This window comes from Anabaena sp. CCY 9402-a, assembly GCF_963920945.1.
Taxonomy (GTDB): Bacteria; Cyanobacteriota; Cyanobacteriia; order Cyanobacteriales; family Nostocaceae; genus Trichormus; species Trichormus minutissimus.
Window position 1 is genome coordinate 1 of record NZ_CAWUDL010000105.1, and the last position, 16,984, is coordinate 16,984.

The 16,984-nt window shown below is 41.6% G+C and carries 12 protein-coding genes and 1 pseudogene; 8 read left to right on the forward strand and 5 right to left on the reverse strand.

Going from position 1 to position 16,984, the window contains the following annotated elements; genetic code table 11:
• The 7 genes and pseudogenes from ACM0OR_RS25585 to ACM0OR_RS25615 all read left to right on the forward strand — a co-directional run.
• A pseudogene (locus tag ACM0OR_RS25585) lies at positions 1-125 on the forward strand (photosystem II D2 protein (photosystem q(a) protein)); the annotation flags it as partial.
• A 539-nt stretch (positions 126-664) separates the two neighbouring features.
• On the forward strand, positions 665-946 hold the full coding sequence (locus ACM0OR_RS25590) for a 4a-hydroxytetrahydrobiopterin dehydratase (protein WP_323266365.1): 282 nt from the start codon (positions 665-667) through the stop codon (positions 944-946).
• Positions 947-1,284: 338 nt separating this feature from the next.
• On the forward strand, positions 1,285-3,024 hold the full coding sequence (locus ACM0OR_RS25595) for an iron uptake porin (RefSeq protein WP_414579264.1): 1,740 nt from the start codon (positions 1,285-1,287) through the stop codon (positions 3,022-3,024).
• A 231-nt stretch (positions 3,025-3,255) separates the two neighbouring features.
• Complete coding sequence (locus ACM0OR_RS25600) at positions 3,256-3,693, forward strand: RrF2 family transcriptional regulator (protein WP_414579265.1); 438 nt, start codon at positions 3,256-3,258, stop codon at positions 3,691-3,693.
• A 107-nt stretch (positions 3,694-3,800) separates the two neighbouring features.
• Complete coding sequence (cysK, locus tag ACM0OR_RS25605; protein WP_414579266.1) at positions 3,801-4,763, forward strand: cysteine synthase A; 963 nt, start codon at positions 3,801-3,803, stop codon at positions 4,761-4,763.
• Positions 4,764-4,778: 15 nt separating this feature from the next.
• Positions 4,779-5,480, forward strand: a complete 702-nt coding sequence (locus tag ACM0OR_RS25610) for a DnaJ domain-containing protein (protein ID WP_414579267.1) — start codon at positions 4,779-4,781, stop codon at positions 5,478-5,480.
• A 134-nt stretch (positions 5,481-5,614) separates the two neighbouring features.
• Positions 5,615-6,487 (forward strand): 6-carboxytetrahydropterin synthase, encoded by an 873-nt coding sequence (locus tag ACM0OR_RS25615; RefSeq protein ID WP_414579268.1) that lies wholly within the window; start codon positions 5,615-5,617, stop codon positions 6,485-6,487.
• A 257-nt stretch (positions 6,488-6,744) separates the two neighbouring features.
• On the opposite strand, the gene ACM0OR_RS25620 is transcribed toward ACM0OR_RS25615, so the two are convergent.
• Positions 6,745-8,154 carry an LCP family protein gene (locus ACM0OR_RS25620; protein WP_414579269.1) on the reverse strand — a complete coding sequence of 470 codons (1,410 nt, stop codon included), beginning with the start codon at positions 8,152-8,154 and terminating at the stop codon, positions 6,745-6,747.
• A 506-nt stretch (positions 8,155-8,660) separates the two neighbouring features.
• Complete coding sequence (locus ACM0OR_RS25625) at positions 8,661-9,044, reverse strand: hypothetical protein (protein ID WP_414579273.1); 384 nt, start codon at positions 9,042-9,044, stop codon at positions 8,661-8,663.
• A gap of 164 nt (positions 9,045-9,208) precedes the next feature.
• Between ACM0OR_RS25625 and ACM0OR_RS25630 the strand changes: the two genes are divergently transcribed.
• Complete coding sequence (locus ACM0OR_RS25630) at positions 9,209-10,390, forward strand: AI-2E family transporter (protein WP_323266359.1); 1,182 nt, start codon at positions 9,209-9,211, stop codon at positions 10,388-10,390.
• A 53-nt stretch (positions 10,391-10,443) separates the two neighbouring features.
• Here the strand turns inward: ACM0OR_RS25630 and ACM0OR_RS25635 are convergent, their stop codons facing one another.
• The 3 genes from ACM0OR_RS25635 to ACM0OR_RS25645 form a co-directional block, all read right to left on the reverse strand.
• Positions 10,444-11,772 (reverse strand): serpin family protein, encoded by a 1,329-nt coding sequence (locus ACM0OR_RS25635; protein ID WP_414579270.1) that lies wholly within the window; start codon positions 11,770-11,772, stop codon positions 10,444-10,446.
• 708 nt (positions 11,773-12,480) lie between these two features.
• Complete coding sequence (locus ACM0OR_RS25640; protein ID WP_414579271.1) at positions 12,481-12,660, reverse strand: hypothetical protein; 180 nt, start codon at positions 12,658-12,660, stop codon at positions 12,481-12,483.
• Between the two features lie 503 nt (positions 12,661-13,163).
• Positions 13,164-16,640, reverse strand: a complete 3,477-nt coding sequence (locus tag ACM0OR_RS25645) for a hypothetical protein (protein ID WP_414579272.1) — start codon at positions 16,638-16,640, stop codon at positions 13,164-13,166.
• Positions 16,641-16,984 lie beyond the last annotated feature (344 nt).

Genomic DNA, 16,984 nt, shown 5'->3' on the forward strand with positions numbered 1-16,984 from the left:
AAACCTTCTATACCAAGAACATTTTGCTGAATGAGGGTATCCGCGCTTGGATGGCTCCTCAAGATCAGCCTCACGAAAAATTTGTATTCCCCGAAGAGGTACTACCTCGCGGTAACGCTCTCTAATGGTGGTGAGTTAACATACATCTTTTGTCTGAATTTTCATAGCCTCCGCATTTTAGCGGAGGTTTTTTTGATCGATGGTGAGCATCTTAGAATTGATATGCTATAGTAATCAAAGGTTAACGCCCAGAGATTTACTCTCTGCCTTTTTGAGAATTAGACCGATTAGGCAATAAGGAGGTGATGCCCATGATAGAAAGTAGTAAACCCATGGGTCATCAGGTTGCAGTTAGCCGGCTGTGCGCCGGAGCTGTTCTCTAAAAGTTAGCCTTAGTCTGCTAGTCAGACTAAGTAAGCTACTAGTAGCTAGGCTAAAGCACGGAGTTCCTTCCGGCAGTCTGGTTGCAACCTGAAGACCCGCTACACCGCTCTGATATAGATTAACCGATCTGACATCAGAGCGGATAGTTTTTTTATAGGTATCCTAAGAATTATTGATAGTTGCTGTCGGAGATTTGAGTGGCGATGGCGTTCCGCCTAGCGTAGGTGAATGTCTTGCATAAGCAGATATAGCAAGGATATAAATAGTAGGGGTTTTTGTGATGGCGCAATTACTAACGGAAGCAGAAATTCAAACACAAGCTAGCAGCCTTTTAGGTTGGACTGTGGCAGATTCTAAGTTGCAAACTACCCGCAAATTTAAAGACTTTGTTGCAGCGATCGCATTTGTCAATAAGCTGGTAGAACCTGCGGAATCAGCCGGACATCATCCAGATATAGAAATATCTTATAACAAAGTGAAAATCACATTAACAACTCATGATGCAGGTGGCTTAACCCAAAACGATTTTGATTTGGCAGAAGTAATTTCTCGAATTAATTAAAAGATATTATGCAAGCTAGTTTAAGGCTCAGACAACCTAAACATCTGCGGAGAGTAGGGAACTTTTAAAACCTTACTCTCTCTTTGTTATATGGGTGATTTAGTGTGACAGTTAATGAGCTGATCGCCTATCTCTTGCCATATAGCTGAAATAATCTATAATAATAAGCTATATAGCTATGTTTTAGCTTAAGTTAATCGGTTATTAACTTTGCAAAAACTAAAATTGTGGTAGTGGCAACTATGCCTCATCGACAGATTTCAATAAGATGTCCGTTTTTGAGAATGTAAGTGCAGCGAAAACAATTATCTATACAAGGTGTGAGGAGAAAAGTAAAGATGTCTAATTTATTGTGGAAATCTCTAGTGGTTAGCCCTGCGGTATTAGGAGCAACCCTGTTAGTTTCTTCAGCAGCGATCGCAGCCCCCAGTACAAATACAGAAGTCCTAACAACTGTAGTACCAACAACTGAAGTAGCAACAACAGAAACCAAGCTGTCTGAAGTCGCTCAAGAACCAGTAATTGTGGCGCAAGCAGCCCCAACATCTGAAGATACAAAAGTAATAAACCAAGTTAATCTCTATAGTAACGAAGGCAGAGCTAACAATTCTCAGTCTCAAGTTACATCAGTTTCTCAGTTTTCCGACGTACAACCAACCGATTGGGCATTCCAAGCATTGCAGTCCTTGGTTGAGCGTTACGGTTGTATCGCTGGTTATCCCAACGGCACTTACCGTGGTAACAGAGCTTTAACCCGTTATGAATTTGCAGCAGGTTTGAACGCCTGTTTAGATCGGGTCAACGAACTGATTGCTACAGCAACAGCTGACTTAGTAACAAAAGAAGATTTAGCTACCCTACAACGCCTGCAAGAAGAATTTTCTGCTGAACTAGCAACCTTGCGTGGTCGTGTAGACGCTTTAGAAGCACGGACTGCGGAATTGGAAGCCAACCAATTCTCCACCACCACCAAACTTGCCGGTGAAGCTATTTTTGCAGTGACCGATGTGTTTGGCGATGACATTGGTGATGCCAATAACACCGTCTTCCAAAACAGAGTACGCTTAACCTTAAACACCAGCTTCACAGGTAGAGACCTATTAACTACTCGTTTAGCGTCTGGTAATGCCAACAGATTTGTAGACAACACTGGTACGCCTACTACAGGTGGCGAAGGTTTACAAACATTCCAAGTTGGTAGCACTGGTAACAACAATGTTGTGGTAGACAAACTGACCTATGAAGCACCCATAGGACCAGCTCAAGTTTACTTGGCAGCTGTTGGTGGACGGCACGACCATTATGCTGCTGTTAACAACCCTTACTTCCACGACAAAACTGATGGTGGTAACGGTTCGTTATCTACCTTCTCTGCCAAAAACCCCATCTATCGGATTGGTGGTGGTGCTGGTATAGCTGTTAACCTGCCCTTTGGTAGAGGTGGCGGTATCCTCAGACCAAGTTCTCTAACTGTAGGTTATTTAGGTTCTGAGCCTAACAATCCTGGTACTGGTTCAGGTATCTTCAACGGTAACTATGCTGCATTAGGTCAGTTGAACTTTAGTGTAGGCGATCGCGTAGCTTTAGCTGCCACCTACGTTCATGGTTACACTGGTGCAGGAAGTCAGCTCTTCGCAAATGAAGGTAACGTTGCTTTAGTAGGGACTCGACAAGCTAACACTTTGAATGACCCAGCTTCCAGCAACTCCTATGGTTTATCTGCGGCCTTCAGACCTAGCGATAAATTGTCAGTAAGCGGCTTCGTTTCTTATACTGATGTCACCGCCTCTGGCATAAATAATGACAAAGAAATTTGGAGCTACGGCGTTGGCGTAGCGTTACCTGACTTTGGTAAGCAAGGTAACGTTCTGGGTATTTTCGCTGGCGCGCAACCCTATTCACTTGGCCGACTAAATCCTGGTGCTAACGAAGTACCTTACCAAGTTGAAGGCTTCTACAAATACCGCGTTTCCGAGAATATCTCTATCACTCCTGGTGTCATTTGGCTCACCAATCCTGGTCAAACAAATGACAACGATGCGATTATTGGTACTCTAAGAACTACTTTCACCTTCTAGATTGTTCCAAATCTTAAACGCTTTAAACTGAATTTATCCCCGCTACGAAGCGGGGTTTTTTATTTGACTGAGTTAACGTTATCTGCACTTACTATCTTTAACAGCAACTCAGCATTAATTACTAATTACCATAAGGCAGAAACCCTAGTGTTGAACCGGAGTATACTAAAGAAAGTTGAGGGATCAGCCTTAACTTTCTCATAATTTCATTCATCACTTACTATTTTGCTTGTGGAACTATCGTGTAAATCAGAATACGCAATTCTTGCCTTATTAGAGATGGCAACTCATTACGAAAGCGGCGAACCAATGCAAATTCGACAAATCGCCGCCCAGCAAAAAATACCCGATCGCTATTTGGAGCAGTTATTGGCAACCTTAAGGCGTGGAGGCATACTCAAAAGTCAACGTGGGTCAAAAGGGGGCTATTTTTTAGCGAGAGAACCTCGCAAAATCACCCTCTTTGAAATATTAGAATGTTTGGAAGGGTTAGATGTGAGGACTAGTGAAAATAACGGCAACTCTAAAACTTTAGACAATGCAGTCATAGAAGAAATTTGGCAAGAAGCTTGTCAAGCGGCTAACTTTGTGTTACAGAACTACTCCCTTCAGGATCTGTGCGAAACAAGAGATTCTCGGCGGCAGTTGGATATTATGTACTACATTTAGTCCATAGTCATTGGTCATGAGTCAATCAAAGAGAAAGCTGTAGACTCTAGACTATGAATACTGAGATTATGGATAAATGATTAATAAATAATGGATCAGGAAAGAGTATGCAGATTGCTAATAACATTACAGAATTGATTGGTCGGACGCCTTTAGTGCAGCTAAATCGCATCCCCCAAGCTGAGGGATGTGTGGCGCAAATTTTAGTCAAACTGGAAAGCATGAACCCCTCATCATCGGTAAAAGACAGAATTGGCGTGAGTATGATTAATGATGCCGAAGAGGAAAGGTTAATTGCTCCTGGAAAGACAGTATTGGTAGAACCCACATCGGGAAATACAGGTATTGCTCTAGCAATGGCAGCTGCTGCTAAGGGTTATCGATTAATCTTAACCATGCCGGAAACCATGAGTGGTGAACGGCGGGCAATGTTGCGGGCTTTTGGTGCGGAATTGGAACTCACCCCAGGGATGGAAGGAATGAGTGGGGCAATTCGCCGCGCCCAGGAGATAGTTAATACTACGCCCCATGCTTATATGTTGCAACAGTTCCGCAACCCAGCTAACGTGAAAATACATCGAGAAACTACCGCCGAAGAAATTTGGCAAGACACCGATGGACAGGTAGATATGATCGTGGCAGGGGTAGGTACAGGTGGTACGATCACAGGTGTAGCGGAAGTGTTGAAAAGCCGTAAACCAAGCTTTCAAGCGATCGCAGTTGAACCAACCAACAGCCCAGTTTTATCAGGAGGCAAACCAGGCCCCCATAAAATCCAAGGGATTGGGGCAGGGTTTATTCCCCAGGTACTCAAGGTAGACTTAATTGATGAAGTGATTACAGTCAGTGATGAAGAAGCGATCGCTTACAGCCGACGTTTAGCTAGAGAAGAAGGGCTATTATCTGGAATTTCTAGTGGTGCAGCTTTATGCGCTGCTGTTCGTGTAGCCCAACGCCCAGAAAACGAGGGACGCTTAATCGTGATGATTCAGCCCAGTTTTGGCGAAAGATATTTGAGTACGCCCCTATTCCAAGACCTAGAGGCTAAGGTAGCCACTAGCGTCAGCTAACAATCAAGTGAATGAATGGTCGATTTTAAACCAGATTCCAACCACTATGAAACTCTCAAAGTGAGTTCTAGTGCTAGCCGAGCGGAGATTAAGCAAGCCTATCGCCGCTTGGTGAAATTATTTCATCCTGATAGTAATCAGGACACGGCTAACCATGAGCAAATTATCCGTATTAACGCAGCGTATGAAGTATTAGGTGACAGTCAAAGTCGCCTCAATTATGACCAGCAACTGCGGGGTGAGGAGCTAAAATTAAATAGCGATCGCCTACAGCGTACAGCCTCAGCGCAAAAACATTACCAAACTAAACGTAAGTCAGGAAAGGACGCTGATGAGCAAGTTGAAGAATGGCTACGCCTAGTATATCAACCAGTCAATCGCTTACTGTGCAGTATTCTCAATTCTCTAGAAGAGCAAATTGAAGAACTCGCCGCCGATCCTTTTGATGATGAATTATTAGATGAATTTCAGGAATATTTACAACAGTGTAAGGCAGACCTTAAACAAGCTCAAATTACTTTTCGTTCCTTACCTAATCCTCCCAGTCTAGCTAGAGCCGCAGCTCATCTCTACTACAGCCTTAGTCAAGTCGGAGATGGACTAGAAGAATTGGCTTACTTTCCCTTAAACTATGATGAGCGTTATCTACACACAGGTCAAGAACTATTTCGTATTGCTACAAGATTGCATTGTGAGGCGCAAGCATCTGTTGAATAGTCAATGATTAATCGTTAGCATTAGTTTCTTGAGGCTATGGACTATGAACTTTTGACTCCGCGAAACGGCTGAATTAGTTTATGCTGGGAACAGAGAAACGTTAAGAAATTTTAAATTCTGCTCCCAGTGTACTCATGCAATGTATTGTAAATCGCCGCGCTCAGTTTTCGGCAAGCCATCGCTATTGGTTGCCAGAATTGAGTCCAGCCGAAAATATTGAGAAATTTGGTGCTTGCTCTAAATTTCCCGGACATGGACACAACTATGTCTTATTTGTCTCTATGGCTGGAGAACTAGATGAATATGGCATGGTGTTGAACTTGTCTGACGTGAAACACGTAATTAAAAGCGAAGTTACCAGCCAATTGGACTTTTCCTATCTCAACGATGTCTGGGCAGAATTTCAGCAAACTTTGCCCACGACTGAGAATATCGCACGGGTAATTTGGCAGCGACTAGCACCCCATTTACCACTAGTCCGCATACAGTTGTTTGAACATCCTGAACTTTGGGCAGATTACATAGGAAACGGAATGGAAGCTTACCTCACTATTAGCACTCACTTTAGTGCAGCCCATCGGCTAGCACATCCTCAACTCAGTGATGAAGATAATGCTGAGATTTATGGTAAATGCGCCCGTCCCCACGGACACGGACACAACTACCACTTGGAAGTAACTGTTAAAGGTGAAATTGATCAGCGTACTGGGATGATTGCCGATTTAGGTGCTTTGAATCAGGCGATAGATGATCATGTGCTAGAAGCATTTGACCACAGCTTTTTAAACAAAGATATCCCTTACTTTGCAGAGGTTGTACCAACTGCTGAAAATATCGCTCTGTATATTAGTAATTTACTGCGATCGCCCATTCAAAACCTAGGTGCAAAGCTACACAAGATAAAACTCATTGAAAGTCCGAATAATTCCTGTGAAATTTACTGCACGGATGCTGAATCTAACACTGTTAGTGCAGTACAAAATCAACCAGTTTTAGCACGCATTTAAATAAGTAATGAGTAATGAGTAAGAAGTAATAGGAATAAAATTTTTAGAGACGCGAAATTTCGCGTCTCTTTTGCTTTGAGCGTCAACATCCTAGTATCGCTACGCCAAAGTCAACCAATTTTTGATTTTAGTAGGAGCGGGTTCACAGATATCCTCAATTATTCACGATCATTCGGGTAAACCCACCCCTACTTCACAAAAGACGGGGCTTTGACTCAAACTAATCCAAAATCCAAAATCCAAAATTGATTGACTTATCAAAAATTACTGGAATTCTCTAACAAATCTTTTTTTTCCAACCAATCTCTACCTATCTGGATACTAATATCGGAATCGAGACTGCCGGTACTTTCTACGCGGACTTCTCCAAAACCTAAAGTATTGCGAATTGATTCTGCACTATCGCCATCGCCCTGTTGAGCAATAATATTAGTCACTTCCAAAGGTTCAGACCAAGCTTTATATATATATATATTGCGATATCCAGCTTCTTCCAAAGTTTTGATCAAAGGACGCAGTTGAGAGCGATCGCTGCCTGTGCTATCTTGTATTGCTACCTTTAATGCACCCGGCTCTGTAATTTGGCGTTCCGAGAATGATTCTAAGCCAAAGTGCTGAGACATCAGGTTGGCAATACCTCTTTTACTCGGTATCCAGTAGCTAGCATCATACTCACCATTTTCGCTAAAGCGACCAGGCAACATAAACATTTGCATATTAGCCCGATTGGTGCGGACTCCAAAGCCCAGTAGTGCCACTAATTCTTCAACGGTTAAATTAGTGTCAATGTTATCTTTGACAACGTTGAGAATTTTTGGTAATTGAGTCACTGTAGCTGGGTTGAGACTCTGGTCAATCAATGCGCGAATTACCATTTGCTGGCGTTGAATGCGGCCAATATCTCCCAGTGCATCGTGGCGAAACCGAAGTAATTGTAGTGCTTGATCGCCGTTGAGATGCTGTTTACCTGCCTTTAAATTAATATATAGATGTTGAGAATCATCTTGATATTTCATATCTTTGGGGATGAAGACTGTGACTCCACCCAAAGCATCGATTAGTTTACCCACCCCTAAAACATTAATGCGGATGTAGCGATCAATTCCTGCACCTCCCAAGACATTGCTAACTGTTTTAGCAGTTAAAGCCGGCCCACCTTCGACATTGGCAGCATTAATTTTTCTTGTTCCATACCCTTGTATTTGGGTGCGGGTATCCCTGGGAATAGACAGGATCGCTATTTTTTTCTTTTCTGGTTGAAATTGAACCAAAAGCATGACATCCGCAAGACCATCGAAGGAATTAATTTGCGGTAAATGTCGGAGATTTTGGGTTTCAGCAGGAGGATTCCGGACATCTGGCGGTAGTACACTCATGCCCATAACCAGAAGATTTACGGGACGAGTTAATTCTGAGAAACGCAACCCATTACCAGCAATGCGATCGCCATCAAAGACAGCTTCTTCTTGGGGACTAAGTTCTGCTTGTTGTAACTGTGTACCACTTAAAGACACTGCCAACAACGCCCCTGCTGTTGCCGATACCATAGCAATACCACTCATCCCCACCCAAAACCATAGCCAACGCCCAGGCTTGGCATTTTTCCCCCTGGACTTAGGGGCTTTTGCTGATTGGTTTCCTTCGGTCGAAGTTCTTTGACTGGTCACAGACTGCCTCACACTTAACTGATTAAATTAGGTAAATTTGCCAACTAACAATTAATGCAGATAAATCAACCCATAATAGCTAACTTTTAATAAACCATGCTGATCTATAAATACAGTTTCAACCACAACACTTATAGCAGGATTTTTTGTTAGTTGTGGCAAATCTCTCCATATTTTCTTGAAGTATGACAACAATTCAGTGAGTTTGACTAGATGTGGACAGAAAATTTTTTGGAAATTGGGGACAAGTCAATTCACAATTCAACATGAAGAACTCTTGGGGACTAGGGACTGGGGATTGGGAATTAGATACTATTTATATAGTGTGGAATTTTGAAATTTGTGTGGTTTTACTTAGTTTGGGCTTTCTATTTGATTGATAGTGTGAAATATCTCTAGAGACACTGTTTCTTTTGATAAAAAATGTAAAGGTCTAAAGCCAGACTGGTTTTCGCTCACACCCCTTGTAGATAAATTAGTTTTCTCTGTCCCCTGTCCTTTGTCACCTAATCCAACAATTTTTGTGCCAAATTGCTTAACCCTGGTAAGCGGTGAGACTTACCTTGAATAATTCTGAAAATTAGCCAGATACTCACCAGAAAATAACCAGATGTACAAAAACTATTGAGGATTAGTAAACGTAGAGCTAAAAAATCGGAAGTTGCTGCGCCGGTGGCTAATAAGGCATAGCCTAACAGCCAGGTAAATGCCAGAGTAATAGACAGACGACAAACAGCTAGTTGTTCCCGGTTACCTTGGCGGCGATAAATCGTCCATAGGGAAGGAAAAAAACCTATCGCGGGAATTAAATATAAAATCAACTGGATTTTGTTATTTTCCGCATCTTGTTTACAGAATAGAGATTGGGTCACATCTTCCCCACTCCCCATTTCCCAGCCTTTACTCTCTTGATACAGAGAATGATCACTCGATTCCGAATTTTTCATAATTTTGTCAAATCCTAAACTAGAGAGATGAATGACAGTGGTGTAGTTAGAGATAATAAGCTATAGATTCAGAATTTTATTGAGTTCTATCCCGCAATCGGTTTAAGATGCAGACACGCAAGCTATTCAACTGGTGGCAGACACTAACACCAATAGCGAGAATTGGGGCGATCGCTATCTTCGCCCCATTGCTGGTTCTCAATGGTTGGGCATTTGCCGCAATTTTTAATTATTTCCACTCCCTAATAGCTATTTTAGTTGGAGCTTCCGTTTTAGCATTTCTGCTCAACTATCCCGTTAGCTGGATGGAGTATCACGGTGCAAAACGAGAGCAAGTAGCTATTTTAGTCTTTTTATTAGCTCTATCGGTGCTTTTGGCTTTAGGTGTAACTTTGTTTCCTTTGGCACTTACCCAAGCTCAACAATTAGTGGCTCGCCTTCCCGAATTAATTGATTCTGGGCGATCGCAGTTAATGATGTTGAACGAAAAAGCCGAAGTGATGGGCTTACCTCTTAACCTGGATGCTTTGGTAGTGCAAATTAACGATCGCGTCAAGGGACAATTGCAGGCGATCGCGGGGCAAGTGTTAAATCTGGCTGTGGTGACAGTCACCAGCCTGCTAGATTTTCTCTTGACGATGGTTTTAACTTTCTACCTTTTACAGCACGGCGGCGAACTCTGGGAAAGTCTAGTGGAATGGCTACCAACAAGATTTCGTAACCCTTTTTCCCAAACAGTACGCCTGAGCTTTCAAAATTTCTTTATTACCCAGCTAATTTTATCCACTTGTATGGCCTCAGCCCTGATTCCTACCTTTTTGTGGCTGAAAGTGCCTTTTGGGCTATTATTTGGCCTAACTATTGGCATTATGGCTCTCGTGCCGTTTGGTGGTTCTGTAGGTATTGCCCTCACTACTTCCCTAGTGGCGTTGCAAGATTTCTCAATGGGTGTAAGAGTTTTAATCGCAGCTGTCATTGTGCAGCAAATTCTGGAAAACTTGATTGCACCCCGGATTTTAGGCAGCTTTACTGGGTTAAATCCTGTGTGGATATTAATTTCTGTGTTAACAGGAGCTAGAATTGGCGGACTTTTAGGGGTAATCGTAGCTGTACCTACGGCTGTCATTATTAAGACTGCTCTAACTGCTTTGCGTCCTACTAGCTTCATTACTGAAGCAGACGAAAGTACAAGTCACACAGAGACAACTACATCAATCACGCCAGGAGAGAATCCCAAAGCAGAGACAAAAAAGGCTTTGAACGTTTCTGAACAGCCAACTTTACCTTAATTTCCACCCGCAACACTCTTGTAGAGACGTGATTAATCCCGTCTCTACATCATTTATTTTGGATCAACGATCGCACCCATAAATAAAATGCTCCCTGTCTGATTGTCGCGAATTGCAGTGAAGAAGGGACGGTCAACAATCATTTTAAATGGTACTTGTGGCTCTTTGAAAGATGTGGCAACTATCCCGACAGAAGTGGCTGCACTAGCTTCTGTACCTTCTTCGTTGACTTCTACAAAAGTTTTATGTCTCACCTGGCTGATAGCTAGATTTTTGCCCATACCGGAAAAATTAGCCTGTTGACTAAAAGCCTCTCCCATGCCTAAAGCTTTGAGTGCATCGTTGAGAGTAATATCATAATCTGTCTGAAAGCGAGGTAACTTAATTGATCCTTCACGCTTGCTAAATTGAGACATCCATTTGTCCCAGTTTTCAATATTCAAGTTTTGCGAGAAGGCTTTAAGGTTAGAGTTCTGCTTGGGTAAAAAGATGTACAAACTAACTTTACCATCCTGACCATAAGGCAAACTCACAGCCTGAAATTGTTCAGTTTCGTAGTACTTATAATCACCCGTTTGGGACATCATGGGGTGTGGTTTTTGCTGAGTTGATGAGATGTAAAAGGGCTGGGGTTTAGTTTGACTTTGATCAAATTTCTCGCTCCATTGCCCCTTAAAATATATGGCATTCACCAAAAACAGCATTTGATTTGGTTCTATTTTGTTGACAATGCTATCGATTTTGCCATTGGTATTATCTTTTACCCATTTGTTAATGGTATTAGGGGTAGCAGCATCCTGAAAGTCTACAGTTGTGACTTTGGCTTTATAGAAATCTTGGGTTCTCTGAATAAAATCAGGACGCAGGCTAGCATTTTGATTCGCCCATAATGAGTTAGCAATCTTCAGTTGCACATTTTGATCAGGATTTTCTAGCAGCTGGTTGAGTGAAGCGTAAGCAGAGTTAAGTTCTGGTAGATTGATACCCTGTAACTCCAGAGTCTTAGCCATTGCTTGTTGAGTAGAGCCGCTAGCACCATTGTAGGTCATGGACAGAGCGATCGCGATACTGGTAGGCGACACAAAAATATTCTTGGTGCTACTCTCTTGTTTCCCGATTTCCTGAAATAATTTGAAGCCAAACTTATTGTTAGCAGAGATGATTTTTGTATCGGGAATTACTGTTTTTTTTTGCACTGATGCCTCTGTTTGAGGTAAATCGGATTGGGCTAGCGCACTTGTACTATCATTTACTTGAGAACAACCTAAAACTCCAAATAAAACCACGCTAGCTGCGGCTAGAACATAACGTCTTCCTAAGCTCACAGCGTAACGTCTTTGCAGGAAGCTTTCTTTCACACCACTGAATTTTTGCCGAATCATTTTACTACCTCATGTGCCGAAATTTATGACCTGTCTACCAAATATTGACGTTAATGCTGTGTTCACTATTTAATTTTGCATTAATAACAATTTAAATACTCGGCGGTTACAGTTTTGGTAACGGTAATTTTCAGTTCACAATTCCAGGCAAATTTTATAGGAGTTTAGTAAATGTAATCATCAATAATAGAACTGTTTTGAATACATTTTAAGATAAAAAACTGTATTGATAATTACTAAACGATGCCGCAGGCTTTACCCTTTGCAAAGCTCCACTCAGAATGACATTTAAGGGCTATAAAGCAAGTTTTGACTGGGATTTATCAGACTTGTGTGTACACCGTAGCCGAAGGGTAGCAATCCGAAAGGCTTTGTGATTGATTCCCGATGGGACGCTGGTGCGATCGCAATGACAGAGCATATTATATTTATTTACGCCCATCTACTGAGTTGTGTCACTCCACAAAGAAGCGATCGCACTCTATTTCGCTGATTTGTCATAGCATGGAGCGATGGCTACGCCCGCCGCAGGCATCGCCTGATTTTGCTCTATTTACATTATAATATTTCAATAATTGATTGGATTTTAACAGCGCGTTGTGGGTTGATTGCTAATCCATATTTGACAACATCACTAATTACGCAAGTATCTAGTAGATAACCCATACATAATTAAAGTTCTATTTCCTTTGGCGGTATCAATTCATCTCAATATGATTCAAATATAATACTTTCTTTTACACCATAATATTGCATAATTATGTCTAGCCATTGGCTGGGTTTAGTTTCTAGGAAGGTGACAAACACTAAACTTTCAGTAATACCCTGTGGTGTTTCAGCTAATTCAATTTTGCCGTTTTTATAAATTCCTTGAATTGTTTTTAACATATAGCTTACCTCCTACATGAATTTTAACCTATTGTTTCTAATGATTATGTCATGCAAGGTAAATAGGACTTACGCAACTGGCATATTTTTTACGTAGGGGAGGCAAAAAGCGGTGTGGATTTTCCTCCCGCTTTATTGCCGTTGTGTGACGCTGCGAAAGTATTTGAACGTAGTCGTGAGACTTATAGCGTCACGCACCAACTATCGATTGTGACACTTGCGTAAGTCCTGGTAAAGTGATTAAACGGATTTGAAATGAGACAAATTAGGAAGCGATACCTGCGGTGCGCTACGTCTACGCGTATTTTAAAAAGTGCTTTGTTTGAGTTTTGACTCTAACCATCAGAGCATAACATCTGAAAGCGATCGCACCGAGATTTGACTCAGCATGGTGCGATCGTTTCCAGAAGTTACAGTTAATGTATCACGCCCTGATTGGCAAGGTTGATAACAATTTGCTGTAGGTTTTTCGTTTATTCAGCAAGCCCTAATTATCGAGAAGTTTAGACAGTTTCTAGGAGTTGTAATATGTTAGTACCGTCACCAGAAGGTAAACCATTATCCCAGATAGTTCCTTGAGTGCCAAACATGAAGTTGGAAGTCATATCACCCCTAGTTAAAGACTCTCGACTAGAAGAACCAAGTAATTGATGGGGAGCAACATTAATCAGTTCAGCCAAGACATCATTATCATCAATTGTGGTTAAGTCACCTGTTCCACCCATAAGAATTTGGGTTGTTTGGAAAGTGAAGTTATCTTGTGTGTAGCTTCCTGCTTTCAGAATCAGTTTGTCAGCAGGATCAATACCAACACCGACATTTGTGGCAAACATAATATCAGCGTCGCTGTCAATAGCATTATGGTCAATACCGATGAAATCTTCAGCAGGAGTGAATCCCTCAATGCGTAAAGTAGTACCAGAAGGTCGAGGACCATATTCTGAATCACGGATTAACCAATAGCGTTCTTCCACAGCTTGTCCAACTGCATTACCAGTATTGAGTTGAGCTTGGTAGTTAACTCCATTCAAATATTCTGATATAGTTGGGTTAGTCAATGACCAGTCATAGGCGGATGCAACACTGGCATTAACATTAGTAAAGAAAGCCCCATCAGCTGTTCCTGTGACTTTGGCTTTAGTGGTTTCGTTATAGAATAGGTCTTGACCTTCGGGCAGTCTAAAAGTTTTTTGGAATCCTTCACCTACAAATTCTTGAGGATTATAATATTGCAGAATAGCATTCACAGGAAGATTATTGATTTCACCGGGATCTGAAGCATCCCCATCCCCATTTAGATCAATGCCAATTGATCCAGAGATGGTGATCGGAATTTCGTATTTTCCTCCTGAATACTCTCCTCCTGTTGCGGTTGCAATTGCTTTAGTAACTGCTCCAGCAGGTGCATTAAATTGAATACTGGTGTCTTGCTGGGTATTGACGTTATCGGTGTTGATTTTTGTGTTGCTGCCACCATTAGACAAGCTATGTTCGTAGCTTGTCTCTACAGTGGCTTCTACGCTACTCTGGGCAAGAAAAGGTATTCCTGCTTTTCCCCCAACTGTGACCGATGTACCAAGACCAAATGTATTACCAATTTCCCATTGAGTTGTATCTTGATTTGAAACTTCATATCCTTTGCCATCTGAGTAACTAAAAGTTACGCTTGATGATTCTGTAGAGTTGTTTCTGAAAAACATAGACGCATTACGGGTCATGTTTTCTATTTCTAAACCCTGATCAGTGTGAGTCTCTTCAGTTCCAAAGTCAATAAATGTTAAATCACCTCCAACCATCTGAAGATTATTATTAACAAGTTGCACATTGTCGGTAGAAAGTCCTAAAGATGTAGCGTAACTTTCTGCCCACTTTTGCAGCATTGCGCTGAGATTTTTAACTTGTGCGGCTGTAAGAGGTTGGGGCTTAATATCTTTGCTGGTATTAATTAAAGAGCTTGAGTCAACCAGACTTCCTTCAATTCTTGCTCTTTCTTCTCCATTTACTTTAATAATTGTTGAATCTTGATTAGAAAAATCAAAGGAAATTTGATTAACTTGAGCTTGTGCCATGTCAATTTTATCAACACCACGCTCAAAATCTTTGATAATCTGAATTCCACCAGATTCAGTTACAAAGGTATCCGAACCTTCGCCTCCCCAAAGATTATTAGTTCCTGCTCCTCCAGCCAGGATATCATTCCTTGAACCACCTTTGAGGGTATCATTACCTTCCAGACCTTTAAGCTCAACCTTAACAGTCGCAAGACTAGCATCTAAGGTGTTATTACCTGCTCCTCCGTGTAGTTCAACAGTCTCAATATTCTTTAAGCTGTCAGTTCCTAAGCCCATAAGCTGGTGTGTGTTATTGGTGTCATTAGGAATCTCAAAAAGGGTAAAATTCACATTTCGTTTTTCGATAACGCGATCATTCCCCTCCCCACCATCGAGAGTGTCATTGCCAGCACTACCAAAGATAGTGTCATCACCATCATCACCAAAGATAGTGTCATCACCATCATCACCAAATATGCGGTCATTGCCAGTACCACCATGAATGGTGTCATTGCCAGCACCAGCATAAATGAAGTCATTGCCAGCACCAGCATTAATTAGGTCATTGCCAGTACCACCATCGAGAATGTCATTGCCAGTACCACCATCGAGAGTGTCATTGTCAGCACCGCCATAAATGCGGTCATCACCCTGATCACCATAAATGGTGTCATTGCCATCATCACCATAAATGGTGTCATTGCCATCATCACCATCGAGAGTGTCATTGCCAGTACCACCAAATATGCGGTCATCACCCTGATTACCATTTATGGTGTCATTGCCAGTACCACCATCAATGGTGTCATTGCCAGCACCACCAAATATGCGGTCATCACCCTGATTACCATTTATGGTGTCATCACCCTGATTACCATTTATGGTGTCATCACCATCATTACCATTTATGGTGTCATTGCCATCACGACCTTTTATGGTGTCATCACCATCATTACCATCAATGGTGTCATTGCCATTACCACCATCGAGAGTGTCATTGCCAGTACCACCATAAATGGTGTCATCACCATCATCACCATAAATGGTGTCATTGCCAGCACCATAAAGAGCTATTATGTCACCATAAATGATGTCATTGCCAGCACCACCAAAAATGGTGTCATTGCCATTATCACCAAAAATGAAGTCATTGCCAGCACCACCAAAAATGGTGTCATTGCCATTACCACCAAAAATGAAGTCATTGCCAGCAACACCTAGGATTTGGTAGAAGATGTCTAAATAGTCATTGCCAGTATCACCATAAATGATGTCATTGCCATCATCACCAAAAATGGAGTCATCGCCACCATTTCCAAAAATGGAGTCATCGCCACCATTTCCAAAAATGGAGTCATTGCCATTACTACCATTTATGGTGTCATTGCCATTACCACCCGAAAAGATGTCCATTTCAATCACAGTCTCTTTTCCATCCAGCATGACAGTCGCCGTATCATCCTCAGCACGCAAAACTGCTAACTGTTGCTCACTTAAAATATCCCCTTGCACCAACCTCGAAAAAATCGCCCCTTCATCACCGGGTGTGTCTATGACATTAATCTGTGCATCAACAAAATGCCCGTATTCTTCCAGCAATACATTCGTAATTGCTTCAAGATTGTTAGCATTTTGAGTAATAAACTCTGCTGCTAAATAAATCTTGCCAGTATCTCGAGAAAAAGCTCCATTAGCACCATTAATTTCGGCTGCACTGCGGATTTCAATAGGAGGGAAAGTTGCAAAATCTCTATTCATCCAAGCAGTCTGAAAGCCACTAGCATCAACTGAGTTACCAAATGTAACTGCTATGTTCTCACGGAAACGAGGAGTGTTAGCGAATTGATGTAGCAGATCAAAGACTGTATCTAATGATTGATCAACTACGAGTTTGAGCCAAGTTTGAGATGGGCTTGTATTTCTAGACATTTTGGGTTGTTTCCTTTTATGTAGCTGAAGTAGTATTTAACTTTGCAGAGATTACTTGTGGTTAATATTAGGTAGTAAAATCCTCATATTTCTGTTGATGCGGTTGTTTATTTTATAAACTTCATTACTGTTTCCCGTACTGAATTTTACTGAGTTAACCTATTTCTCACTGATAAAGCAGTTAATTATGCAAGTTTTGAAGAACTATGTCGCAGATTAAATCTGGATTGGAGAGAAATCTCTACACCTCATCGCCACCCAACCCAACCGCGTAAGACTACGTTTAATAGTAGGGAAAACGCATCTTATTTACTAATAAAAATTAAGAGAGATTTCAAAATGAC